The organism is Mariniphaga anaerophila (assembly GCF_900129025.1).
Taxonomy (GTDB): Bacteria; Bacteroidota; Bacteroidia; order Bacteroidales; family Prolixibacteraceae; genus Mariniphaga; species Mariniphaga anaerophila.
Genome location: NZ_FQUM01000005.1, coordinates 296,966 through 322,960, shown reverse-complemented (window position 1 = coordinate 322,960; position 25,995 = coordinate 296,966). Strand labels below are relative to the sequence as shown.

At 43.0% G+C, this 25,995-nt stretch carries 17 protein-coding genes; 8 read left to right on the top strand and 9 right to left on the bottom strand.

Annotated elements, in window-relative coordinates:
• Nucleotides 1–259: 259 nt before the first annotated feature.
• The 5 genes from BUB08_RS12285 to BUB08_RS12265 all read right to left on the bottom strand — a co-directional run bounded on the left by BUB08_RS12285 (nt 260) and on the right by BUB08_RS12265 (nt 8,663).
• Nucleotides 260–2,104 (bottom strand): glycoside hydrolase family 13 protein, encoded by a 1,845-nt coding sequence (locus BUB08_RS12285; protein ID WP_073002282.1) that lies wholly within the window; start codon nt 2,102–2,104, stop codon nt 260–262.
• A gap of 123 nt (nt 2,105–2,227) precedes the next feature.
• Nucleotides 2,228–4,537: a family 65 glycosyl hydrolase domain-containing protein gene (locus tag BUB08_RS12280; RefSeq protein ID WP_073002163.1), complete on the bottom strand. Its 2,310-nt coding sequence runs from the start codon at nt 4,535–4,537 to the stop codon at nt 2,228–2,230.
• Between the two features lie 122 nt (nt 4,538–4,659).
• Nucleotides 4,660–6,174, bottom strand: a complete 1,515-nt coding sequence (locus BUB08_RS12275) for an MFS transporter (RefSeq protein WP_073002162.1) — start codon at nt 6,172–6,174, stop codon at nt 4,660–4,662.
• A gap of 291 nt (nt 6,175–6,465) precedes the next feature.
• Nucleotides 6,466–7,485, bottom strand: a complete 1,020-nt coding sequence (locus tag BUB08_RS12270) for a LacI family DNA-binding transcriptional regulator (RefSeq protein ID WP_073002161.1) — start codon at nt 7,483–7,485, stop codon at nt 6,466–6,468.
• A 221-nt stretch (nt 7,486–7,706) separates the two neighbouring features.
• Entirely contained in the window at nt 7,707–8,663 is a 957-nt protein-coding gene (locus BUB08_RS12265) for a DNA adenine methylase (protein WP_073002160.1), read from the bottom strand.
• 321 nt (nt 8,664–8,984) lie between these two features.
• On the opposite strand from BUB08_RS12265, the gene BUB08_RS12255 reads away from it, so the two are divergent.
• The 5 genes from BUB08_RS12255 to BUB08_RS12235 all read left to right on the top strand — a co-directional run bounded on the left by BUB08_RS12255 (nt 8,985) and on the right by BUB08_RS12235 (nt 20,311).
• Nucleotides 8,985–11,948 (top strand): SusC/RagA family TonB-linked outer membrane protein, encoded by a 2,964-nt coding sequence (locus tag BUB08_RS12255; RefSeq protein WP_073002158.1) that lies wholly within the window; start codon nt 8,985–8,987, stop codon nt 11,946–11,948.
• Nucleotides 11,949–11,966: 18 nt separating this feature from the next.
• On the top strand, nt 11,967–14,189 hold the full coding sequence (locus BUB08_RS12250) for a RagB/SusD family nutrient uptake outer membrane protein (RefSeq protein WP_073002157.1): 2,223 nt from the start codon (nt 11,967–11,969) through the stop codon (nt 14,187–14,189).
• Between the two features lie 25 nt (nt 14,190–14,214).
• On the top strand, nt 14,215–15,315 hold the full coding sequence (locus tag BUB08_RS12245; protein WP_073002156.1) for a SusE domain-containing protein: 1,101 nt from the start codon (nt 14,215–14,217) through the stop codon (nt 15,313–15,315).
• Between the two features lie 199 nt (nt 15,316–15,514).
• Complete coding sequence (locus BUB08_RS12240) at nt 15,515–18,262, top strand: alpha-amylase family glycosyl hydrolase (RefSeq protein WP_073002155.1); 2,748 nt, start codon at nt 15,515–15,517, stop codon at nt 18,260–18,262.
• A 102-nt stretch (nt 18,263–18,364) separates the two neighbouring features.
• Complete coding sequence (locus BUB08_RS12235) at nt 18,365–20,311, top strand: glycoside hydrolase family 97 protein (RefSeq protein WP_073002154.1); 1,947 nt, start codon at nt 18,365–18,367, stop codon at nt 20,309–20,311.
• 80 nt (nt 20,312–20,391) lie between these two features.
• Here BUB08_RS12235 and BUB08_RS12230 read toward each other — a convergent pair whose 3' ends face one another.
• The 3 genes from BUB08_RS12230 to BUB08_RS12220 form a co-directional block, all read right to left on the bottom strand.
• Nucleotides 20,392–21,204 (bottom strand): mechanosensitive ion channel family protein, encoded by an 813-nt coding sequence (locus tag BUB08_RS12230; RefSeq protein ID WP_073002153.1) that lies wholly within the window; start codon nt 21,202–21,204, stop codon nt 20,392–20,394.
• Nucleotides 21,205–21,317: 113 nt separating this feature from the next.
• Nucleotides 21,318–21,554, bottom strand: coding sequence for a phosphopantetheine-binding protein (locus BUB08_RS12225; RefSeq protein WP_073002152.1), 237 nt, complete (start codon nt 21,552–21,554; stop codon nt 21,318–21,320).
• 178 nt (nt 21,555–21,732) lie between these two features.
• The gene (locus BUB08_RS12220; RefSeq protein ID WP_073002151.1) at nt 21,733–22,275 is read right to left on the bottom strand and encodes a GNAT family N-acetyltransferase; all 543 of its coding nucleotides are present in this window, start codon (nt 22,273–22,275) and stop codon (nt 21,733–21,735) included.
• Between the two features lie 122 nt (nt 22,276–22,397).
• On the opposite strand from BUB08_RS12220, the gene BUB08_RS12215 reads away from it, so the two are divergent.
• The 3 genes from BUB08_RS12215 to BUB08_RS20085 are packed head-to-tail and all read left to right on the top strand — an operon-like array spanning nt 22,398 to nt 25,372.
• Nucleotides 22,398–23,222, top strand: a complete 825-nt coding sequence (locus BUB08_RS12215) for a peptidylprolyl isomerase (protein WP_073002150.1) — start codon at nt 22,398–22,400, stop codon at nt 23,220–23,222.
• A gap of 4 nt (nt 23,223–23,226) precedes the next feature.
• Nucleotides 23,227–24,039 (top strand): peptidylprolyl isomerase, encoded by an 813-nt coding sequence (locus BUB08_RS12210; protein ID WP_073002149.1) that lies wholly within the window; start codon nt 23,227–23,229, stop codon nt 24,037–24,039.
• Between the two features lies 1 nt (nt 24,040).
• Complete coding sequence (locus tag BUB08_RS20085) at nt 24,041–25,372, top strand: peptidylprolyl isomerase (RefSeq protein ID WP_083570743.1); 1,332 nt, start codon at nt 24,041–24,043, stop codon at nt 25,370–25,372.
• Here the strand turns inward: BUB08_RS20085 and BUB08_RS12200 are convergent.
• The gene (locus BUB08_RS12200) at nt 25,369–25,992 is read right to left on the bottom strand and encodes an HAD family hydrolase (RefSeq protein WP_073002148.1); all 624 of its coding nucleotides are present in this window, start codon (nt 25,990–25,992) and stop codon (nt 25,369–25,371) included. The two genes, BUB08_RS20085 and BUB08_RS12200, sit on opposite strands and share 4 nt — an antisense overlap.
• Between the last annotated feature and the right edge of the window lie 3 nt (nt 25,993–25,995).

Genomic DNA, 25,995 nt, shown 5'->3' with positions numbered 1-25,995 from the left:
TTCCTCTAATCAACCTAAACCTAAACCAAAAACCAAACCTTCTGTGTGTTCTGAATTAAACTTGACAATAGAACACGATACTCGAAAAAAGGTTTAGTGAGTATAAAAAAAAATGCTTCTTTTTTTCTGATCGAACTTTGTGGCGTTTAATACTGCTGCTGATATTAATGTTTCTGTGGCTGGAGAGGCCGTGTTGACGGTGTTTCTTGAATCAAAAAAAGAGGCCATCCTCATCGAAGACAGCCTCTGTTCACTCTTCTTATTTTAGCTCAATAATCATTGCCGATTTTGCCGGAACCTGAATTTCCGACAAATCAGGAATTTCTGTTGAACTGATAATATCTTTTCCGGAAGAAAAGCCTTTTGTAATTTCTTCGAACCGTTTTGTCGAAAGCGTTTTGTCTTCTATATTTTTGTTCAACACCACCATTACAGTTTCGTCTTCATCGTACCTAAAAAATGTGTAAACCCCGTCTTCCGGAACAAAGTGCATCAGTTTACCGTAATGGATAACCGCTTTGTTTTTTCGCCAGTTCTGAATATTTGCCAGGTAACGTTGCATGTCTTTCTGGTCGGCAGAAAGCCCTTCTCCGGTGAATGCATTTACTTTGTGATCGGCCCAGCCGCCCGGAAATTCAGCACGAATATCACCATCTTCATCGCCTTCGTGTGTCATTAAAACTTCTGTGCCGTAATAGATTTGGGGAATTCCCCTGATGGTCAGAAAATATGCCAGAGCCATTTTAAGCAAGTCTTTGTCTTCGCCCAGTTGTTTGTACATGCGCGACATGTCGTGGTTGTCCGGGAAAACAACCAGGTTCTCCGGATCGGCATAAAGAAAATCGTTGGCCAGCGCTTCGTAAAGTTTTACCAGTCCGGTTTCCCAGCCTTCGTCTTCGCTAAGGCTGCGGCTTACTGCATCCTGCAGCGGAAAATCCATGAGGCAGGGAAGCGAGCAATGATATCCGTCGGTATTTATTTTTCCCTTTTGCCAGTACGAAACAATGGCGGGATTCAGGCTCCACTCTTCACCCACAATGTTGAAGTTCGGATACTCTTCAAGCACCCTTTCTGTCCACACTGCCATCATGTCTTTGTCGGGGTAAGGCCAGGTGTCCTGCCTTATTCCTTCCAGTCCGGCGTATTCAACCCACCAAATACTGTTTTGGATAAGATAGGTTGGCACAAACGGATTTTTTTGATTCAGGTCGGGCATGGTCGGAACAAACCAGCCTTTCGTCATGGCATCTCTGTCTGCTTCGGATACGTGCGGATCCTGGTTTACGGTGCGGCGGTGTGTTGTAATTTTGTAATCGGGGTAATTGTTAAGCCAGTCTGCCATGGGCAGATCTTCCATCCACCAGTGTTCTGAACCGCAGTGATTAAAAATCATGTCCATAATCAATTTCATCCCACGTTTGTCCAGCTCCCTGTTCAATTCCACGTATTCTTCGTTGCTGCCGTAACGGGCATCTACCCGGTAAAAATCAGTGATGGAATAACCGTGGTACGAAACCTGCGTCATGTTATTTTCCAGTACCGGGTTGAGCCATACTGCGGTAAAACCAAGGTTTTGCAAATAGTCCAGCGAATTAATTATTCCCCGGAGGTCTCCGCCGTGCCGCCCGTTGCGATCTTTCCTGTTGGGCTTTTCTTTCATCCCCTCAACCTGGTCGTTGTTTGGGTTGCCGTTTACAAAGCGGTCGGGAGTAATTAAATAAATTACATCCGAATTGTTGAATCCTTCTCTTTCTGCAGATCCATTTTTTCTGGCTTTCAACTCGTAGTTGTACTCTTCAACCAGTTTTCCGTCTTTTTTAAACTGAATGTCAAACTTTCCGGGGAGAACATCTTCTGCCAGTTTCAAGTCGACAAACAGGTAGTTGGGGTTTTGTACTTTCGATGCCGAAACCAACTCTACCCCGGGGTATTCCAAAGATACATCGGCCGATGAAATGTTTTCGCCATAAACCATCAGTTGCAGGCTGGGCGATTTCATTCCGGCCCACCAGAACATGGGTTCAACCCTTTCCAATTTAATGTCGGCCGAAAAGGCGTTGAGGGTCGCAAGAATAATGATTACAGAAAATATTAGTCGTTTCATCTGTATAAAATTTTTTGATTTCTGAATGTTCAAAAAATTTGAAGACATTCAGGAACTCACATAAATTTTAATCATTTCTTTTTGTGAATTTTGAATGAAGAAAATTCATGTTCGTTTCATTGTTTATTTTTTAAATTCTTTTTTACTGTTTCCTTTTACTGTTTCTGCCTGGTTCCAAACTTCCACACTGGCTGTTTGGTCAGAATGGTTCACAATGGTAAACTGTTTTTGTTGCATGGTAACTTCGAGGTGTACCCCTCTAAATTTGATGCGGAATGACCAACTGCCCCATTTCTCCGGTAAAAACGGATTAAAAGTCAGACGGTTATTTTTTACCCGCATGCCGCCAAAGCCCATAACAAAAGACATCCAGGTTCCTCCCATGCTGGTAATGTGCAGCCCGTCGTCGGTGTCGTTGTTGTAGTCATCCAAATCGAGGCGGGCGGTGCGCAGGTACATTTCGTAGGATTTTTTTTCGTACCCGATTTTTGCCGCCAAAATGGAGTGAACGCACGGAGAGAGCGACGACTCGTGCACAGTAAGAGGTTCGTAAAAGTCGAAGTGCCTTTTTAGTTGGTCCATTGAAAAATCATCTTCAAACCAAAATATGCTTTGCAGCGTGTCGGCCTGTTTGATGTAGCACGAGCGCAAAATATGGTCCCACGACCATTTCTGGTTAATGGGGCGGTGCTTTTTTGATAGCTTCGAAACCGGAATCAGTTCTTTATCTGTAAATCCGTCCTGTTGCAAAAAGAGTTGCCTTTTTGCATCGAACGGGAAATACATATTTTCGATGATTTTTCTCCAGCGGGTTGTTTCCGAAAGCTCATTAAACTTCCATTTTTTTAGCAGTTCGTCAAACAAAAACGGGAAATCCTTTTTGAGGTAATCGATTACCTCGAGGGTGTATTTTAATGTCCATACCGCCATGTAGTTGGTGTGGAAATTATTGTTGACGTTATTTTCGTACTCGTTGGGGCCGGTGACACCCAGCATCACAAATTTTTGTTTTTCTTCGGACCAGTTGACTCGTTGACTCCAGAACCTGCTGATTGCAAGAAGCACTTCAAATCCGTATGGCGCAAGGTATTCTTTATCGCCGGTGTAATTAATATAATTGAAAATGGCGTATGCAATGGCTCCGTTACGGTGAATTTCTTCGAAGGTTATTTCCCACTCGTTGTGGCACTCTTCTCCGTTTATTGTAACCATCGGATAAAGAGCTGCGTTGCAGTTGAACCCTAGCTTTTCGGCATTTTCAATGGCTTTCTGAAGGTGTTTGTGCCGGTACATCAACAGGTGCCTGGATACTTCGATGGAAGAGGTTCCTAAGAAAAAAGGAAGACAGTAAGCTTCAGTATCCCAGTATGTTACTCCGCCGTATTTTTCTCCGGTAAAACCTTTGGGGCCAATGTTCAGCCTTTCGTCTTCGCCGGTGTATGTCTGGTTTAACTGGAAAATGTTGTACCTGATTCCTTGCTGAGCCGCGGTATCGTCTTCAATTTTAATGTCGCTGGTTTCCCAGATTTGCAGCCACTTGGTTTTATGTTTTTCAAAAAGTTTGTCGAACCCGGCTTTTTGGGCCCGCGCAACCGCTGCTTTGGCTTTTTGGAGCAGGTCGGTGTTTTTGTAGTTGAGGCTGGAAACCGTTGCAGCAAGTTTTTCGATGGTGGCCTCGTCGCCCTCAGCAACTTCTATTTTTTGTGTTGCACCAACATACTTTTCATGGCTTGCGTTTACGATTTCTTCCTGGGCCGGCGTTCCGTTCCTGAAGCTCTGAAAATACATTCCGGTGGTAACCTGAAATTTTGTTTTCAGGGTTTCAAGAGTAAGGTAGCCTTCGTTTTTACTGATTTCGCGTTCAACTTCGACCCAGAATTTTTCGTCGTAGTTGGAGTCTTCATTCATTACATCTCCGTTGAGGTACGGCGAGAACGTGATAACTCCTGAAAAATTAAGTGCTTTTACCGAATACCGGATTGCCCCGATTTCGGTATCGTCGATGCTGACAAACCGTTGCGATGTCACTTTTACGCGGTTCCCGTTTGGCAGTTCGGCCTCGAAACTACGCGAGAGTAGTCCGTGCTGCATGTCAAGTTCGCGCCTGAACGAATGGATTTTTGCTTTGCCCAAATCCAGTTCCTGGCCATTCACCAAAACGTTAATCCCAATCCAGTTGGTGGAATTGATGATTTTTGCAAAGTACTCCGGATAACCGTTTTTCCACCATCCGACACGGGTTTTATCGGGGTAATAAATTCCGGCAATGTAAGCACCCTGGAGTGAGTCTCCCGAATATTTTTCTTCGAAATTGGCGCGTTGGCCCATCTTCCCGTTCCCGATACTGAAGATGCTTTCGGAGATTCGGTTGTTTTCAGGCCGGAATCCTTCTTCAATGATTTTCCATTCGTTATGAATGATATACTCTTTCATTCCTCTTTTTTTTATGTTCAAAAGTAACTTATGGAACTTGCACGACCGGATGATCAGCTTCGGCTAAATTATTAATCCTTTTGCGTGATGAACTTGTCATGCTTGTTTCAATTTAATTTTTTTTATTTTTCACCTGCGGCCACATCTTTGACAAACAGTACCGAGATGGCAGCGAGCAGAAGCGAAGCTCCTCCAAATACAAGTGCCAGAATGGACTCTCCTCCAAAAACATCCTGTACCAGAAACCCGAGAATTGTTGCTGCCAGAATTTGCGGAATAACAATAAAGAAATTGAAAATTCCCATGTAAATTCCCATTTTATGGGAAGGCAGCGACCCGGTTAGAATGGCGTAGGGCATGGATAAAATACTGGCCCAGGCGATTCCAATTCCAATCATGGGCAGTATTAAAAGAGTTGGGTTGCCAATCAGGTAAACTGATGCCATGCCCGCAGCTCCGAAAGTGAGGCAAATGGCATGTGTTATTTTTCGACTGGTGTATTTTGCCAGCACCGGAAGTAAAAATGCCACCAGGGCAGCTACTCCGTTGTAAACGGCAAAAAGAAAATTCACCCAGTCGGCACCTGTGTTATATTCCAGAGATGTGGGATCCGTTGTATGATAAATGTGGCTGGTAACTCCGGCCGTGGTGTAAATCCATAGGGCGAACAATCCCATCCACGAAAAAAATTGTACAACAGATAATTGTTTCATGGTTGACGGCATGCGTATTAAATCGGAGAAGATTTCAACCAGCGCATTTTCTTCTCGATTTTTTGCTTTTAAGAGATAAACAATCAGCATCAGAACAAAGAATGCAATAAGCAATCCTCCCAAAATGTATAGCTCATCTTTTAAATGAAAGCCCTTAGTTGCTCCGGCAATCAGCAAACCCATTACTCCGAAAATGATTCCCAAAGTAGAAAACTTTTGTTTGGGAACCGGAATTTCGTGGTACTCTGTGCCGGCCGAAGAATTCCCTTTTTCCGCTTTTTCGTATTCTTCCATTTTTTCGGGAGGATATTCTTTTGTGGAGAAAACCGTCCACAATACAGCCAGCAAAAAAACTATACCCCCGATGTAGAAAGACCATTTTACTGAAGGCGGAATTACTCCTTCTGGAGCGGTATTGGGAATGTTGAGCCAATTGGTCATTGCGTAGGGGAGGAGAGAACCTACCACTGCGCCGGTACCAATAAAAAAGCTTTGCATGGCAAAACCACGGGTGCGCTGTTCGTTGGGGAGCATGTCGCCCACAAAAGCGCGAAACGGTTCCATGGAAACATTAATTGATGCGTCCATAATCCAGAGCATTCCGGCAGCAACCCACAACGCCGGTGAGTTGGGCATCAGTATGAGTGCGAGTGATGCAAGAATAGCCCCAAATAAAAAGTAGGGGCGGCGGCGCCCGAAACGGTTCCAGGTTTTGTCGCTCATGTGCCCGATAATCGGCTGAATTACCAGTCCGGTAACCGGAGCGGCAATCCATAAAATCGGAATGTTTTCTACCTGCGCGCCCAGTGTTTCAAAAATTCGACTTACATTGGCATTTTGGAGAGCAAATCCGAACTGAATACCCAGAAAACCAAAGCTCATATTCCAGATCTGCCAAAAGCTAAGAGTTGGTTTCTTAACCATAACAACATGTTTTTAAATTAATTGGCTACAATAAAACATTGTAACAAACGAATGTTTGCCAGATAAGCAGTTGTGAAGTAACTTTTGATTTGCTGAACAAATATAGCGGATAAAAATCGGAAATTCCAAATTTTTTTCGGCTCTAATGTGTTGAATATAGGAGCATTTCATGCTGGAAAGGTTATTTCAAACGTTTGCGTAAAAAAATATTTTTTTTTGCTGATACAAATGGAATAGTGCATTTAGCGGATGCCCGTTATATGTGTAGGCAAAAATTAATTTTGCAAATGCTCAGGGTGAAAACACAGAAGAGCCTCGTATAATAAGATTGGCGTTTAGAACTTTGGTTTCACAAGGATAATCTTCTTTGGAATGAATTCGTTTCAGCAACAATTGGGTAGCAACCGTTCCCATTTCGTACCCGTGCTGATCAACTGAAGTAAGCGTGGGATCAGTAATCCCTGAAAACCGTCCGTCGGAAAAGCCCACTACTGCAACTTCCTGCGGAATTTTAATCCCTTTTTTCTGAAGTGTTTGCATGGCCCCAATTGCCGTTAAGTCGTTTACCGCAAAAAGGCCGTCTATTGCAATTCCACTTTCAAGCACTTTTAAAACCGCAAGCCGTGCTTTTTCAAAACTATCGGCATCAAACACCAACTCTTCTTCAACCGGCAGTCCCGCGTCTTCAAGTGCTTTTTGATATCCTTGTTTCCGATGTTGTCCTATCAGCAGATTTTTAGGGCCGGCAAAATGTGCAATTCTTTTTTTCCCGATGTCGATGAGGTGTTTTGTCGCCCGGTAAGAAGCGTCAAAATCATCGATAATAACCTGGTCGGCCTTAAACCCCGGAATAATCCGGTCATAAAAAACCAGAGGAACTTCACTGTTTTTTATCTTTTCAAGGTGACTGAAATCTTTTGTTGCTTTTGAAACCGACACCAGAATTCCGTCAACCTGGTTTGCCAAAAGGGTTTTTATGTTGGCTTTTTCGCGGTCGGCCATTTCGTTCGACTGGCAAATAATAACGTTAAAACTTGCCTCGTATGCAACGTCTTCAATACCACTAATAACCGACGAGAAAAAGTAGTGAACAATTTCGGGAATAATAACACCAATGGTATTACTCCTTTGACGTTTGAGGCTGAGCGCAACGGCGTTGGGCTGGTAGTTCAATTTTTCAGCCAATTCGTTTACTGCACGTTTTGTGTCCTCGCTAATGTCAGGATGATTTTTTAGCGCCCTGGAGACAGTAGAAGGGGAGACCTTTAATTCTCGGGCAATGTCTTTTATGGTGGTAAATCCTTTTTTCATTCACCTGCTGACAGTTGATTTAGATCTTAAATGTACTAAAATAAAATCATTTTCCGGCCATCAAAACAGTTAATCCGAAGCGGTTTTAAGACCTTTAATATTGGGGTAAAGATTCGCTTTTTTCCCTTGTGTTTGGTAATAAGAAAGTTAAATCGAGAAACGGTATTTTTCGAGACAAATGAAAATAAATACTTGTTTTTATGTTTTCGAGCAGCCGGTTTTTATTTCGGGGAGTAATTTGTTACCACAATTTCATTTATTGCCTGGCGCTTGTGTCCGGCAGAATTTATCGCACGCCGGGCCGGTACCCGAAAAATCTGAAAATCTTTGTACAAATCGTCAAAAAAGTTGTCCTGCGGATTATGGTTTTTGGGATCGGAGTTGCTAAGCATTTGTTTGATGCCTTTTTTATTCAGTTCATAAAAAAGAGAAGCCAGCGCTTTTTGTTCCGCGTCTTCAAATTTGTTTTTGCTGTATGCCGTAAAACTCGAAGTTTTGCTCAGCGGGCGGTATGGCGGGTCGTAATAAACAAAGGAATTCTTTTTTATTTCTTTTTTTAACTCCCGGAAATCAGCTCTTTTTATTTCTGCAACTGAAAGAATACGAGATGCTTCACGAAGGTTTTGCTCATCCAGTATTTTTGGGTTTTTGTACCTTCCCTGCGGAACATTAAAATCCCCTTTGGAGTTAAATCGGAACAACCCGTTAAAACAGGTGCGGTTCAGAAAAATAATCTGCGCTGCTCGTTCTGTCCATTGGGTTGAAAACCGCGAGTAGTTCATCCTCTTTTTTGCCAGGTTGTGTTCGTTTCTTGTTGTGTAGTAGAACGTTGTGCGGTCTTCTTCGCTCAGCTCAAGGTAGTATTTTTGGAGGTGCAATAACTTGTTAACCAGGTTTTCCACATCGCGTTGAATGACCAGGTACGTCAGAATAAGATCTTCGTTTGTGTCTAACAACGTGGCTTTTTTGATGCCGCAGTTTTGGGCAATGTCGAAAAACACAGACCCTCCGCCGATAAATGGTTCAAAATAGTGGTCAATCAGCCCTTCTTTTAATTCGGGCGGATAATAATTCCGGAAAGTTTGCAACAGCTGCCTTTTGCCGCCTGCCCATTTCATGAACGGTTTTGCCGGATTTTGATTTGAACTGCTATTTTCTGACAATTTATTTGCACCCATTTTTTTGTGATGATGCGGTAAAAATACCAAAACAAAATTCAGAAAGAAAATGAATTTTTTCTTCCGGTTTTGGTCGATAATTCACCCACCGGATCAGACCTGTTGTATAACATGTTCGGTGCAAACGAAACCGCAAACGTTTGCGGTTTTTGGCCTGTTAAAAAACGATAACATTTCTTAACAATTTGTATACATTCGCCTTCGGATTTTGCTTGGTGAAGCAGATTTGCTGTAAGTAACATATTGATTTTGTGCTGTTTTTAGACATTAATTATTTTTTAACTAAACAGGGTAAGTATTACAAATTAATAACATTAAGAAATGAGAATCATACGAAAAAACTCAAAGATGTTCTTGTTTTTGGTTGCATTCCTTTTTACCAATTTGGTGCAGGCGCAACAAAAAACAATTACAGGCAGTGTTGTTGATGCCGACAGTGGAGACCCGTTGCCTGGCGTTACTATTGCTGTAAAGGGAACAACCAGGGGGACAATTACCAATTTCGACGGTTTGTATTCTATTGATGTGGAAAAAGGAGAGACGCTCGCTTTTTCTTTTATCGGGTACACACCTCAGGAATTTATTATTGACAATGAGACTTCTCTCAATATTAAAATGGCTCAATCTGTTGTGGGGCTCGAAGAAGTTGTGGTTATCGGTTACGGACAGGTGAAAAAAGAAGATGCAACCGGTTCGGTAGAAGCCATTAGTGCCGACGATTTTAACGCTGGCGCAATTACTTCGCCACAGGAGCTTGTTTCCGGAAAAATTGCCGGCGTGCAAATTACTTCAGGCGGGGGTTCTCCGGGTGAAGGTTCAACCATTCGTATCAGGGGAGGTTCTTCACTTTCTGCAAGTAACGACCCATTAATTGTTATTGACGGGGTTCCGGTTGATAACGATGGAATCGACGGTATGAAAAACCCGTTGAACGCCATTCACCCTAGCGATATTGAAACATTTACCGTTTTGAAAGATGCTTCGGCAACTGCAATTTATGGTTCTCGGGCTTCTAACGGTGTTGTTATTATTACTACTAAAAAAGGACGCAAAGGTGCACCGTTGGCTGTTACTTACAACCAGTATTTTTCGTTGAGTACACACTCCAACCAAATTCATCCGCTTTCGGCCAGTGAATTCCGGTCGATTGTGAACGAACGTTATGCAAATAATCCCAATGCGCTGAAACTCCTTGGAAATTCAGAAACAGACTGGCAGGATGAAATTTACCGCGTGGCTTACGGACACGATCACAACCTCGGATTAACAGGCAACATTAAAGATATGCCGTTCAGGGCTTCAATCGGATATTCAAAGCAGGAAGGAATTTTGAAAACTGACGGGATGGACAGGCTGACCGGTTCGCTGGGACTTAATCCTTCGTTTTTTGATGACCACCTGCGCGTTAACCTGAATGTAAAAGGGATGTTAATTAACAACAGGTTCGGAAATCGTGATGCAATTGGTTCTGCATTCAGTTTCGATCCCACACAACCTGTATACAACGACAGTCCTTACGGAGGATATTTTACCTGGGTACAACAAAACGGAGACCCTATTCCGATTGCCAATATGAATCCGGTTGCCCGATTGGCACTGCAGGACGACCAGTCCACTGTTAAAAGAAGTATTGGAAGTGCCGAGTTTGACTACCGGTTCCATTTTCTTCCCGACCTGCGGGCTAACCTGAATCTGGGCTACGATATTTCGAACAGTGATGGTTACACGCTGGTGCCCGAATACGCTCCCTGGGATTACGACAAACAAAAAGGCGGTGGTACCGACAAACAATATTCTCAGGATAAAAAGAACTCTTTGCTCGATTTTTACCTGAATTACGTAAAAGAGTTTGATGGCATAAAGAGCCGTGTGGATGCGATGGCTGGTTACTCCTGGCAACACTTTTGGAGAGCCGGGCAAACAAAAAACACCAATGCCAAAGGTGATTACGTACATTCTGATACAGATTACGAAACCGAAAATTATCTGGTTTCCTTCTTCGGAAGGTTGAACTACACATTCAATGGTCGTTACCTGGCTACGTTCACATTGCGTAACGACGGGTCTTCCAGGTTTTCTCCGGAAACCCGCTGGGGATTGTTCCCGTCTGTGGCTCTGGCATGGCGGATTATTGAAGAACCATTTCTTACAGATTCCCGCACGTTGTCAGACCTGAAACTCCGTTTGGGATACGGGATTACCGGACAACAAAACATTTCAAATAACGATTATCCGTACATGGCTCGTTATACTTTCGGAGAACCTACCGCAAGTTATCAGTTTGGTGATTCATTCATTTCAACTATTAGGCCCGAAGGATATGATGCAGATATAAAATGGGAGGAAACAACAACCTACAATGTTGGTCTGGATTACGGTTTCCTGAATAACCGCATTTCTGGTGCTATTGATGCCTATTACCGGGTAACCAACGACCTGATCAATTTTATTCCGGTACCGGCAGGAACCAACCTGACCAATATGATTCTTACAAATGTTGGCGACCTGGAGAACCGCGGAATTGAATTTACTATTAATGCAATTCCGATTTCAAAAGAAAATCTGAGTTGGGAAGTCGGATTCAATGCATCTTTTAACGACAACAAAATTACGAAGCTGACTGCCGTTGATGACCCCAGCTACATTGGTGTGGAAACAGGCGGAATTTCGGGAGGTGTTGGAAACAACATTCAGATCCACAGCGTGGGGTTCCCGGCAAATTCATTCTTTGTTTACGAACAGGTTTATGATGCTGACGGGAAGCCAATAGAGGGGCTTTATGTGGACAGAAACGGAGATGGCGCAATAACCAACGACGATAAATATAGGTACAAAAAACCTGCGCCTGATGTGTTTATGGGCTTCTCCAGTAAATTGTACTACAATAGTTGGGACTTTGGTTTCAGCGGAAGGGTTAACCTGAATAACTACGTTTATAACAACGTTTGGTCTGGTCAGGCTACCTATAATAATTTGTACAATTCTGCCGGTTATTTGAACAACATCAGCAATAACGTATTTGAAACCGGTTTCGAAAATCCGAAATACTTCTCTGACTACTATATTCAGGATGCCTCTTTCCTAAGGCTTGATAATATTAGCCTGGGTTACACTTTTACAAACTATCTTGACGAAAGGATGAAAATGAGGCTCTACGGAACCGTTCAGAATGTGTTTGTAATAACCAGGTACGAAGGACTCGATCCTGAAGTTAGCGAAGGTATAGACAACAGTGTTTATCCGCGCCCGCGGACTTTTATGCTCGGATTAAGTGTCAATTTTTAACCGTAAAAGAAAGTAACAATGAAAACAAGAATATATAATATATTGATTGCGGTTGGACTGGCTGGTCTGGTAACCTTCTCATCATGTATCAACGATTTGGATACCATCCCGCTCGATAAAGATGAGGTGACTTCAGAATATGTTTATTCCAATCCGGAAAACTACAAAAAAGTGCTGGCTAAACTTTATGCCGGTCTCGCGGTCAGCGGTCAGGAAGGCCCTGCCGGGATGAATGACTTAAGCGGCCTTGATGAAGGATTTGGACAATACCTGAGGGCTTACTGGTATGCACAGGAGTTGTCGAGCGATGAAGCCGTTATGGCATGGAATGACGGCAACCTGCGCGACTATCAGGAAATGGACTGGAGCTCAAACAATGAGTACATTTCCAATATGTATTACCGCGTTTTCTACCAGATTTCGTTAACAAACGAGTTCATCCGCGAAACTTCACCGGAAAAATTGAGTGACCGGGGAATTGACGAAACGTACCGTACCGATATTGAAATGTACCGCAAGGAAGCGCGCTTTTTGCGTGCACTGAGCTACTGGCACGCTATCGATATGTTTGGAAATGTGCCTTTCGTTACCGAAAAAGACGAAGTTGGTTCTTTCTTTCCGGAACAGATTTCACGTGCCGAACTGTTTGATTACGTAGAAACAGAATTGCTCGACATCGAATCGCAGCTATCTGCTCCCGGACAGGTTGAATACGGGCGTGCTGACCAGGCAGCGGTTTGGACGCTTCTTGCCAAACTGTACCTGAATGCAGAAGTTTACATCAACCAGTCGAAATACACTGAATGTTTGACTTACTGTAATAAAATTCTGAATGCCGGTTACTCACTTGAACCCGAATACGAGCACTTATTTATGGCAGACAACCATAAATCAAATGAAATTATTTTCCCGATTACGCAGGATGGTAACTATACCAAAACTTATGGCGGAGTTACTTTTATAATCAAAGCAAGTGTTGGTGGAAATATGGATCCTGACATGTTTGGGATTGACGGCGGTTGGGCAGGTGCCCGCACCACTAAACAATTTGTTGGAAAATTTTTGGATTTGAACACGCTGAAAAGTGCACGCATTCCGTTGAAAAGTGTGGCCGATTACCCGGTAATTTACGTTCCGGGCGGATACCAGGACGACAGTGGCTACAGCGAAAATGAGTGGGCTCCGGAAACAGCTCCAACCCTGGCTTCTGTTAATTCAGACAATAATTACGAAGGGTACATCTATTTTGCAGAAGACAATTCCCAGTTCAAATTTACCGAAGGTCCCAACTGGGATGCAAACTGGGGAGACAACAATGCCGACGGTATTCTGGAAGAAAGCGGAAGCAACCTGGTTATTCCTGAAGCCGGCATGTACAAAATAAATGTGAACCTGAACAATTACAGTTACACTGCAGTGAAAACCAATTGGGGACTAATTGGCGATGCTACTCCCGGAGGCTGGGATAACAGCACTCCTATGGAGTTTGATGCAGAAACAAAAGTTTGGAGCGTAATTGCCGAACTCGGCTCGGGAAGCTTTAAATTCCGCGCAAACGACAAATGGGACATTAACCTTGGCGACAACGATGCCGATGGAATTTTGGAGTACGAAGGTAGTAATATGGCTATCAGCGAATCCGGAAAGTATTTAATAACGCTTTATTTGGGAACTCCCGATTATACTTATTCTATTGAAAGATACAGTTCCGACGGGCGTAATCTGCTGTACTCCGACGGCCAAACGCTCGACATTGATAACATGTTTGAGTTTACCAACGGTTATGCTGTTGGCAAATTCAAAAACGTAACCAGCGACGGGCAGACAGGCTCAAACATCGAATTTGTAGATACCGATTTCCCGCTGTTCAGGCTGGCCGATGTTTACCTGATGTATGCCGAAGCCGTGTTGCGCGGAGGTACCGGAGGCGATGCTGCTACCGCTCTCTCATACGTAAATATGCTTCGGGAAAGAGCTTACGGCGACCAGGGCGGAAACATTACCGCTGCTGATCTTACCCTGGATTTTATCCTGGACGAGCGCGGTCGTGAATTCTATTGGGAAGCTCAGCGACGTACAGACCTTATTCGCTTTGGCAAGTTTACCGGCGGCGATTATCTGTGGGAATGGAAAGGCGCAGTAAAAGAAGGAAGGTCTATTGACGATAAATTTAATATTTTCCCGATACCTGCTTCCGATGTGATTGCCAATCCAAATCTGACGCAGAACACCGGTTATTAATCCATCAAATTAAAATGATTTAGCAATGAAAAATATTAGAAATATAATTTACGTTTTCCTCGCTTTTTCGTTGTTGTATGCTTGCGAAGAAGTGGAAAGGGAGCCGGTTGTTGTTCTTGGCGATGCACCTGTTTTGTCAGCGCCGCAAGCAGGAACACAGCTTGTTTTCCAGAAAGTGAATGCAAACGACGAATCTGTAACATTTAGCTGGAGTACTGCCGATTTTGGTTTCCCCAGTGCAATAACCTATAAGTTGCAGGTTGATTCGGCAGGGAATAACTTTGCCACGCCAATGGATTTGGTAAATACTTCAGAGCTTACAACAACTATTTCACATGCAACCTTAAACGAAAAGTTGCTGACTTTTGGTTTGGAAACCAACAAGCCAACCGACGTGGAATTTCGTGTTGAAGCCACGGTGAATCCGGGTGTGCAGTCGCTTTATTCCGAAGCAGTGGATATGACTTTAACGCTTTACGCATCAACCTTCCCGCCAATTTATATGATTGGGGCAGTGGTTGGCGGCTGGGATCCCAGCAAAGCCGTAGAGATAGTTTCAACGGGAGAACCGTATGAATACATTACCGTTTGTAATTTCGATCCTTCTGCCGGAGTAAATTTCCGTTTCTTTAGCAGTCCCGACTGGGGCGCTTCTTTAGGCGGATACGATGTGTTTACCACTTATCCGACAGATCTTCTGGAACCGGCCACAGGCGACAGTGACCCGAACTTCAATTTTATTGGAACGGCCGGCTGGTACGAAATAAAAGTGAATGCCGACACCAAGGTAATTGAAATGACTCCGGTTGCCAAACCGGAAATGTTCCTTACCGGAGATGCTACTCACGGCTGGAACTGGGATGACCCGGTTACTGAGCTGCAGTACAAAACTTACAAAACCTGGGAAGGCGATGTGGACTTTACTCAGGGTGGCGCTTTCAGGTTGTTTGCCCAGAAAGATTGGGGACCGACAAGCTACGGGTACGATGTGGTAGTGAATTACAACACAGATTACATCGATATTATGGAAGGACACTCAGACCCCAACTGGGAGTTTCTGAAATCTTCGGGAACATACCATGTTGTGGTGAATCTGAGAACCAACACCATTGAAATTAGCGAATAAATGACCGGTTGCACAAAGATTGATTTTTGTGGAATCAGTCTCGTCAGGCAAATAAATTAAGATACAGAGCCATTGGAATTTTTTCTGATGGCTCTTTTTGCTCAAAATGCAACGCATGCCACTAACAATCACTTGTGTAGAGTTGTTTATTTGAGAAGATGTTTTTGCTTTTATATGTAATGTTTAGAAATAAAATGTAATGAAATATTTTTGGTTTTCTGTTTTAATAGTTGCCCTGTTAATTCCTTTTTTTGCCGGCGGCCAGATTACTACCGACCCCAAAATACCGGTTGCCGGAGAAAAAGTAACTATCACTTTCGACTCATCGAAAGAAACCCGGCTGGGCTATTTTACCGGAGATTTGTATGCCCACACCGGAGTGGGAATTGAAGGAAAAGGCGATTGGCAAAATGTGGTTGGTGGAGCAAACAGTTGGGGAAAAAACGATGTGCAGCCGAAGCTTACCAATAAAGGGGATGGAATTTATGAACTGGAAATTGCTCCCGACATTAACACCTTCTATTCTGTTGGTGATGCTGAAAAGGTAATTAACATGTCGTTTGTTTTTCGTTCGGCTGATGCGACTGAGCAAACTTCCAACCTTTCTGTAACGGTCTATCAGGAAGGATTGGTTGTGGAAATTACCGAGCCTGTTTCAAACTCCATTTTTATGAAAAATCAGTCGGTGAGTATTTCTGCGCATGCATCGGCAGAAGCAGATTTAAAATTGTACCTGAACGAAACGGTTCTTGCTCAAACTACCGGGCAAACGATTACTACAACACACTCTTTTTCTGAAAGCGGAAATTACCTGCTTATTGCAGAGGCCGGTGCGAACGACGAAATTCAGAGAGATTCGGTATCGGTTTTTGTACGGGAAGAGGCAGTTGAAGCAACGTTGCCCGAAAATTGCAGGAAAGGTATTAATTACCCGACAGACACTTCTGCCACACTGGTTTTGTTTGCTCCCTACAAAGAATTTGTATTTGTAACGGGCGACTTTAATAACTGGGAGCTTCAGAACGAATATCAGATGAAAAAGGACGGTGACTATTTCTGGCTTGAAATTCCAGATTTGGAAAAGGGGAAAGAGTATGCGTTTCAGTATTTAATTGATGGTGAAATTCGGGTGGCCGACCCGTACTCCGAAAAAATTCTCGATCCCTGGAATGATCAGTATATAAACAGCGAAACCTATCCCGGTCTGATTTCTTATCCCGAAAACAAAGCAGAAGGGATTGTTTCGGTATTGCATCCGGGGCAGGATGAGTATCAGTGGCAGGTGGCAGATTTTCAGGTTCCGGAGAAACAGAAACTGGTAATTTACGAATTGCTGATTCGTGATTTTACCGAACAGCACACATTTAAAGCGGTGCGCGAGAAGCTGGATTACCTGGAAGATTTAAATATTAATGTGCTCGAATTGATGCCGGTTAACGAGTTTGAAGGCAACAGCAGTTGGGGGTACAATCCTTCGTTTTATTTTGCCCCCGACAAATATTACGGCCCTAAAAACGAATTGAAAAAACTTGTTGACGAGTGCCACAAACGCGGAATAGCTGTGGTTATCGACATGGTTTTGAACCACAGTTACGGGCAAAGTCCGTTTGTGCAAATGTATATGGACAACTGGACGGTTACCGAAGAAAATCCGTGGTACAATGTTGAGTCCAATTTTGCAAATGAAAATCTGCGCTGGGGCTACGATTTTAATCACGAAGCAGATGCGGTAAAAGAGCTGGTGGACAGCATCAACAGCTTTTGGATGACCGAATACAAAGTAGACGGGTTTCGTTTCGATTTTACCAAAGGGTTCTCAAATACACCGTTCCCTTCATCGAGCTGGGGCAGCGAATACGATGCTGCCCGCATTGCCAATCTGAAACGCATGGCCGGTGAAATTTGGAACAGGAAGCACGATGCACTGGTTATTTTTGAACACCTTTCAGACAATCCGGAAGAAAAAGAACTGGCTGACTTTGGGATATTGTTATGGGGAATAATGCACGACAGTTACCGCGATGCAGGCCGCGGAAATACCGGCGCTTCTGATTTGAGCTGGGGTGTGTACGACAGCCGCAACTGGGATGAGCCAAACCTGGTAACTTATGCCGAAAGTCACGATGAGGAACGAATTATGGTTGACCTGCTGAAATCCGGGTTTATTGAAGGTGATTACAACGTCAGGCAACTGCCCACTGCGTTAAATCGGATGGAGCTTAATTCGGTTTTCATGCTGCCGCTGCCAGGGCCAAAAATGATTTGGCAATTTGGCGAGCGTGGGTACGATGTCTCAATTAATGATTTTGGCGGACGCCTTTCAGAAAAACCATCGCGCTGGGAATATTTAGGCGACGAAAATCGCACAGATTTGTTTCGGGTTATGGCGCAGCTCAATTACCTGAAACAAACTTACGAAGAGTTTTCTCCGGAAAATTTCGAGTACAATTTGAACGGACAGCTCAGATGGTACCGGCTAACCAGCAATGGCAATCATGTTTTTGCGGTTGGTAATTTCGGCATACAGGCAACCACCGCAACTATTACATTTCCTGAAACAGGGGAGTGGTTCGAGTTTTTTTCGCAAACCTCTGTTGATGTTGAAAATGCAACTCAGAACCTAGCTTTGCAGCCAGGCGAATACAAGCTTTATTCTACCAGAAAGCTTTTAAAAACAGATGTAATTACAGACACCGAAGAGGTAAAGCTGGGGCAGAAACACCTTAAAATTTTTCCTAACCCTGCAAACAGCGAAGTAACCATTGTTTCCGAAAAGCCATTTTCGCAATTCGAAATATATTCGTTAACCGGTAAGTTGGTGCAGCAGGTGAATGTTGCAAATAAAAACCGGGTTAAAATAGCAGTTGATAATTTTACACCGGGGGTCTATTTTATACATGCATTTCAGAACGATACCCGGATAACAGAGAAGTTGATAGTGTTTTAAAGGATGGCGCCGCCCTGTGCGGTGCCACCCTTTTTTTTCTTTACGAATTTCCTCCCCAAAAATTCTTGCTAACTTTCGGGCATCAAATCAAAATTTTTTTCAATGAGGAAATCGATCTATCTATTATTAGCCGTGCTTTTTGTGGGGCAGCTAAACGCAAAAGAGTATTCTGTTACGTCACCTTCCAACAGATTAACTATTAAAGTTGAAGTTGATGAGGATATCCGCTATTCTGTTCTGCTGAAAGATAAAGAGGTAATTTCGTACTCGCCTATTTCTTTAACGCTTGAAAATGAAACCTTAGGCGAAAAAGCGAGAGTGCGAAAAAACAAAGTAACTTCAGTTAACGAAGAAATTACTCCGGTAGTAGCACGTAAAAATGCTCGCATCCCCGATGTTTACAATCAGTTGATGCTTTCTTTTAAAGGATACAATTTGTGTTTCAGGGCTTACGACGACGGTGTTGCTTACCGTTGGGAAGTAACCTCAAAAGAGCCTGTGAAAGTAATGAATGAGCAGGCAACATTCACTTTCCCGGCCGACCATCATGTTTGGTTCCCTGAAGAAGAAAGTATGTTTTCGCACCAGGAACGCGAATACCTGAATGTAAAACTTTCGGAAATTACACCCGATAGGTTCGCTTCAACCGGACTACTTGTGGATGCAGGAAACAATGTAAAAGTTTATATTTCCGAATCGGATTTAGTTACCGATTATGCCGGTATGTTTTTGAAAGGCTCTTCGGAAAATCCGTATCGGCTCGAAGGAAAATTTGCAGGTGTGGTTCTTGAAGAAGATCAGCGTACCGACCGCGATGTTGCTCCGGTAAAATATGCAGATTACATTGCCGAACTGCAAGGCCCGAAAAATTTCCCGTGGAGGGCAATGGTTATTTCCGACGACGACAAACAACTGGTGGAATCGGAATTGATTTTTAAACTTGCTCCCCAAAATGTACTGGAAGAAACCGATTGGATTAAACCGGGTAAAGTAGCATGGGACTGGTGGAATGCATTGAATGTTTACGGTGTTGATTTTGAATCGGGAGTAAACAATGCAACCTATAAATATTACATCGATTTTGCTGCCAAATACGGCCTCGATTACATCATACTCGACGAAGGTTGGTATCATCTGGATAACATAATGAATGTAAAAGATGAAATTGATGTACAGGAGCTTGTTGATTACGGAAAAGACAAAGGAGTTGGTGTTATCCTCTGGGTGGTTTGGAAAGCGCTGGACGACAAACTCGCCGAAGCTCTCCAGCAGTTTGAAGCATGGGGCGTAAAAGGAATAAAGATTGACTTTATGCAGCGCGACGACCAGTGGATGGTTAACTTCTACGAAAAGATTGCCCGTGAGTGTGCCAAACACAAATTGTTGGTTGATTATCACGGAGCATATAAACCCGCAGGACTGGAACGCAAATACCCGAACGTAATTTCTTACGAAGGCGTAAAAGGGCTGGAAAACAGCAAGTGGTCTGAACTGCCCGATCCGGAACACAATGTAACGCTGCCTTTTATTCGCATGGTAGCCGGGCCAATGGATTATACTCCGGGTGCAATGATTAATGCCAATAAAGAGAACTTTAGAAAAGTTTTCTACACACCAATGTCATCCGGAACGCGCTGTCATCAATTGGCAATGTATGTGGTGTTTGAAAGTCCGTTGCAAATGCTTTGCGACAACCCTTCGAATTATTACCGCGAACCCGAAACAATGGAATTTTTGGAAAAGGTTCCTACCGTTTGGGACGAAACCCGTGTGCTGGATGCTAAAGTAGGCGATTACGTATTAATTGCCCGTCGTTTGGGCGATACATGGTATGTTGGAGGAATGACCGACTGGTCGCCACGTACGTTAGAATTGGATCTTGGTTTTCTGTCTGATGGAAATTATACGATGAATGTTTGGAAAGACGGCGTGAATGCCGACAAGCAGGCAATCGATTTTAAACAGGAAGAACAACGCGTGAACAGTTCTTCTAAAATTAAAATTGAAATGGCTCCGGGCGGCGGCTGGGCTGCCATTATTTCTAAGTAGTTACGATTGTATCGTCTATAAAAAAAGGATGGTTTCTGTAATTCTGAAACCATCCTTTTTTTGTTTGAATGCTGTAGTTTTTATTTGTGAACGTGAACATCCATTTGTGGGAACGGAATATTCAGGCCTTCTTTATCGAATGATTTGTAAACCTTTTCGTGCATGTCAAAATAAATGCCCCAATAATTTGAAGCTTCGGCCCAAACGCGAACAACAAGATTAACCGAGCTGTCGGCCAGTTCGCTAACTGCAATAAAAGGTGCAGGGTCTTTCAGAATACGGTTGTCGCCGTCAATTAATTTCTGAATAACTGCTTTTGCCTTATCAACGTCGTCACCATAACCAATTCCGAAAACAAAATCTACCCTTCTTTGAGGCTCAGTGCTGTAATTGATCATTGAGCCGGTTGAAAGACCACCGTTCGGAATAATGATTGTTTTGTTGTCGGGAGTTTTCAGAATGGTGTTGAAAATTTGTATTTCACTAACCGAACCAGAATGTCCTTGCGCTTCAATAAAGTCGCCAGATTTAAAAGGTTTGAAAAGCAAAATAATAACACCGCCTGCAAAATTTTGCAGTGTGCCCGAAAGCGCCATTCCAACGGCAAGACCGGCAGCACCTAAAATTGCAATAAACGATGTCATTTCCACACCTGCCATTCCAACAACGCTTATTATAAGCAGTGTTTTTAGCAGAATTCCGATCATGCTGTTCAAAAAACCTCTGAGCGAAGGTTCCATTTCTCTTTTCTCAAAAGCTTTTCTTACACTCCGCTGGATGATTTTGATGAGCCACCAGCCGATAATAAGTGTGATAATTGCGCCAACCAGGCGCGGGCCAAACATCATAACAGCATCATGAAGTTTTTCCCAAAGTGTATTCAACGATTCCATTTGATATAAATTAAAATTTGTTCTAAAATTACAATTAAATGAGTGAACAAAAAAAGAGAGCAAATGGTTCTTGCCCTCTTCCTATTTTGTAATAAATAATCACCAAATAAAAGCTATGCCGTATGTTTTAAAAATTTTACGGTGTCGTTTACACTACCCAGGTTCAGTAACTCTTCGTCACGAACTGATATGTCAAAAATACCCTCCAGGTAGAAAGTGAAAATTTTCCAGTCAACCGAGTCAAAGTTCAAATCGTTATGATATGAAGCTTCCAGTTGAATGTCGTTTTTTTGTACCCCCGTTTTTCTCAAAACGCGGTAAAGATTTCTTCTAATTTTATTTTCTTCCATAGTTTTTGTAATCGAGAAATACTGTTGTAGTATTTAATTAAAAAACCGAATAAACGAATTAACGGGTCAAATATATGAAGTTTCTTCGAATATCAAATTTTTATGAATAGAGATTAACGATAAATTCATTTTTAAGAGATTAATAGACAGTTGAATAAGGCTTTTTTTGAGCATTTGTTTACACGAAAAAGTCTTCTCTCAGGCAGCTGTAAATTTCTAAATCCATATACTTTCCGTGGTGGAATTCTCCCTGTCGTTCAGTTCCTTCGTAACTAAAATTCAACCGTTTGGGAATTGCAGCGCTTTTGGCATTTCCGCAGGCTACTTTTATTTGAACCCGGTTCATTCCCAGTTTTGTGAAAGCGATTTTTGTCAGCTTGTTTACAGCGTTGGTAATTATTCCTTTCCCCTGCATTTTGGGTATCAGCCAATAGCCCAGTTCTGTTTTGTGGTTCACCCAGTCGGTATCTTTCAACCCGATGAGTCCGGCAAACTCCTGGTTGTACCAGATGGTAAAAACTTCGTCTCTTTTCTTACCCTGCTGCGAAACTATTCCTGCAATAAATTCCTTTGTGTGTTCTATTTGTTGTGTCTCTTCAATAAATGGCAGCCACTCTTTCAGAAAATTCCGGTTCTGATCAATGGCATCAAAAACGATTTTTGCCATAGAGAGTTTTATTGTTTCAAGCCGTAATTTTGAGTCAATTTGTATGTGCTCCATTGTGTTTTATAGTGTTGTTCCTGATTTTCCGGGTCAGGAAAGGCCGTAAAGAGAATAAAGTTTTTTGTCATCTTGTTATATTTACGGAAATTTTTAATATCAGTTAACAAAAGTTGAATGTGATGAGTAAACTGGGAATTTTTGTGTTCGCATTTTTTTTGATGGGAACGCTGTCGTGCGGAAATGCAAAACCGCAAAACGAAGAGGCTCAAATATTGATTAAAACGGAATATGGAGACATGAAAATTAAGCTGTACGACGAAACGAAAGAACATAAAAAGAATATAGAAAAGCTTGTTGAAGAAGATTTTTACAACGGATTGCTTTTTCATCGGGTTATTCAGAATTTTATGATTCAGGGTGGGGATCCCGAATCAAAAAATGCCGAGCCCGGAAAACAATTGGGAGGCGGTTCTTTGGATTACACGCTGCCTGCCGAGATTCTTCCCGGGTATTACCACAAACGCGGAGCAGTTGCAGCTGCTCGCCGAGGCGGCCCGTCAAATCCTGAAAAGCGATCCAGTTCTTCGCAATTTTATATTGTACAGGGAAAAGTTTTTTCTGAAGGAGCGCTTGACACTCTGGAAATAATGAAGAACCAGCAGCTGGCACAGGAAATGATGCGAGAGAAACTGACCGCCGCCCAGGAAGAGATAGAGCAATATAGAACCAATAACGACAGGGACGGTTTTAATAGCAGGGTTGCTGAAATAAGAGTTGAAGTTGACAGTTTAATTGAAGCCCGTGGACTTGGCTTTAAATTTACAGAAGAGCAGCGGAAAATATACTCTACAGTTGGCGGGTATCCTTCTCTCGATGGCGACTACACTGTTTTTGGCGAGGTGGTTGAAGGAATGGATGTTGTTGACAAAATTGCCGCAGTAAAAACCGATAAAAACAATCGGCCGCTGCAAGATGTGAAAATGAAGATTGAAACGATAAAATAGTAGAATGATTAGAGCAGGTATAGTTACACTTATAGTTTTTGTTTTTTCGCTGAATGCCTCTGCCCAGCAGAAGAAAGTGCGCATTTCCACCAATTTGGGCGATATGGTTTTTGTTTTGTATGACGATACGCCCAAGCATCGCGATGCCTTTTTGCAATTGACAGAGGAAGGTTACTATAACGAAACATTGTTTTACCGGGTTATTCAGGATTTCTTGATTCAGGGAGGTTCTAAAAGTTCGAAGAATGCAGCTCCCGGAAAACGGATAGGCTACGGCGATCCGGATAAAACTGTTGATGATGAAATTTTGCCGCACCACTTTCATAAAAAAGGGGCACTTTGTGCTCCGCGCCAGCCCGACGAGGTTAATCCGTGGCAGCAATCTGACATCTCACAATTTTACGTTGTAAAGGGCAGTGTTTACACTTCCGGGCAACTGGATACCATGGAGCTGGCTGTGAACCGGCCTATCCGGAACCGAATTGTAAATAAGTACCTGAACGACGAAGCTCGAGCTCAGTTGAAAGAGTTGAAAGAAGAAAAGAAAGTGGAAGAGTTTCGGGAACTTGCCAGTCAGATACGGCAGCAAATAGAAACCGATTACAACCTGCAAACAGATGTTCTGGAGTTTTCCGAAGACCAGCGCAAAGCATACGCTACTGTGGGCGGCTACCCCGATTTAGACGGAAAGTACACCGTTTTCGGTGAGTGTATTTCGGGGCTGGAAACCATTGATAAAATTGCCGCCCTTAAAACCGATGAGAATGATCGTCCTTTTACCGACGTAAAAATAACTGTAACAGTTTTGAATTATTAAAATGAGAACTTTTGTTGTCGCGTTTTTGCTGGTGCCCCTGCTTTTTTCGTGTAAAAACAAAGAACGAGGAACCGGTGAAAATCAAAAAGAACCCGAGCCGAAAAAAACTGAAGCCCGGGCACCCGAAGCTGGCTGGGAAGAACTCAGGCAGTCGGTGGTTACTTTCGACTCGTTTGACGGAACGCGGATTCTAGAGTCGGGCCAAGGTTTTTTTGTTACTAAAAATTTGATTGCGACCAGGTACTCTCTTGTAAATAAAGCCGACAATATCGTTTTCTCTCCTCTTGATTCTGATGAGAAATTTAAGTGCAGCAAGTATGTGGCCGTTGATCGTATAAATGATATTATTCTGCTTAAGGTTGACAGCATGGAACGTGCGCCTGTTGAGCTTTTCCAGGGAACAGCGCCCAACACGGCAAAAACAATGTACCTTTCAGCTTCGTCCGGAAAAACGCTGCAACTATTTACCGGTCAAATGCTGAACATGACCACGGTTCAGGGCACAAAACTTTATCGAATTACCAACCGGATTCGAAAATCAACTTTTGGTGCTCCTGTTTTTGTTTCGAACAGGCAAGCCATTGGTATTGCTTTTTCTGATGTGGTAAGTTACGAAATGCAGAGCTTTGCAATTCCTTCCATATATATTGTGCGTCTGCTCGAAAAACAGGACGAGCCGGTTAAAACATTGGAGTCGCTTCGTTCTTTTTCAAACGAAGAGGTAGCTGCTGCAAACCGGAAAATAAAGGGGTTGGTGCTGGAGACCGATATGGGAGATATTACAATCAGGTTGTTCAACCAAACGCCGGAATACCGCGATAACTTTATTCGTTTGGTAAAGGAAAATTATTACGACAGCCTGCTGATTCACCGGGTAATTTCAAACTTTGGCATTCAAACCGGAGCTGCAGACACCCGCTACGCCGAAGAAGGTGATTTGGTCGGGTGGAAAGGCCCGGGATACACGTTGCCTGCCCATATTGTTCCGGGGCTTTATCATAAGCGGGGGATGATTGGTTCGCCCAGGAAACCGGACACCCAAAACCAGCGTCGCCGCTCAGACGGTTCGCAGTTTTACATTGTAACCGGCCGAAAGTATTTCGATAAAGAACTCGATGAAATTGAAGAGGAAAACGGCTATAAATTTTCTTCCGAACAGCGTCAGGCATATAAAACCATCGGCGGAGCCCCGCATCTCGACGGTACATATACTGTTTTTGGCGAAGTGATTTCTGGAATGGAAGTGGCAGATCAAATTGTGCAGGTAGAAACCGACAGGCAATGGCGGCCTCTCGAAAATATCAGGCTGAAGAGAGTCCGGATTTTGAACTAAAACAGTTCTGAAACCTCCATCCCTTCTTCCAGCCACAAAGTTTTCAGTCCTGCTTTTTCAGCTCCTGCAATGTTCTCTTTCAAATCGTCAACAAACAGTGTTTCTGAAGGAATAATTCCGGCAAGTTTAATCACCTTCTGGAAAGAACTTAATTCCGGTTTGCGATCATGAATTTCGTGCGAGTAAAAGTCTTTCACGAAAAGCGAAGGAAATTCAATGTGGTATGTATCGAAAAAGTTTTTGTGCAAATAACTGATGTGAATTTCGTTGGTGTTACTAAACAGATATACATTGTATTGTTTTCCCAGTTGCTGCAACAGCTGAACCCTTTCAGAAGGAATATCGAGCAGCATGGCACACCATGCCTGATCAATTTGCAGATCGGTAAGACTTGGTTTTTTCAATACCTGCCGGATTCTGTTTCTGAATTTTTCGGGAGTAGTTTGTCCGGTTTCCAGCGCATAAAAAATCGGGTCACTGTATGCTTGCTTGTTGTTAACAACTTCGGCATTTAATCCAAGTTCTGTAAAAGCGCCGATGGATGCATTGAAATCAAGATTCAGCAGCACTTTTCCCAGGTCGAATACAATGTTTTTTATATTTGAGAGATTTGGTTTCATCTT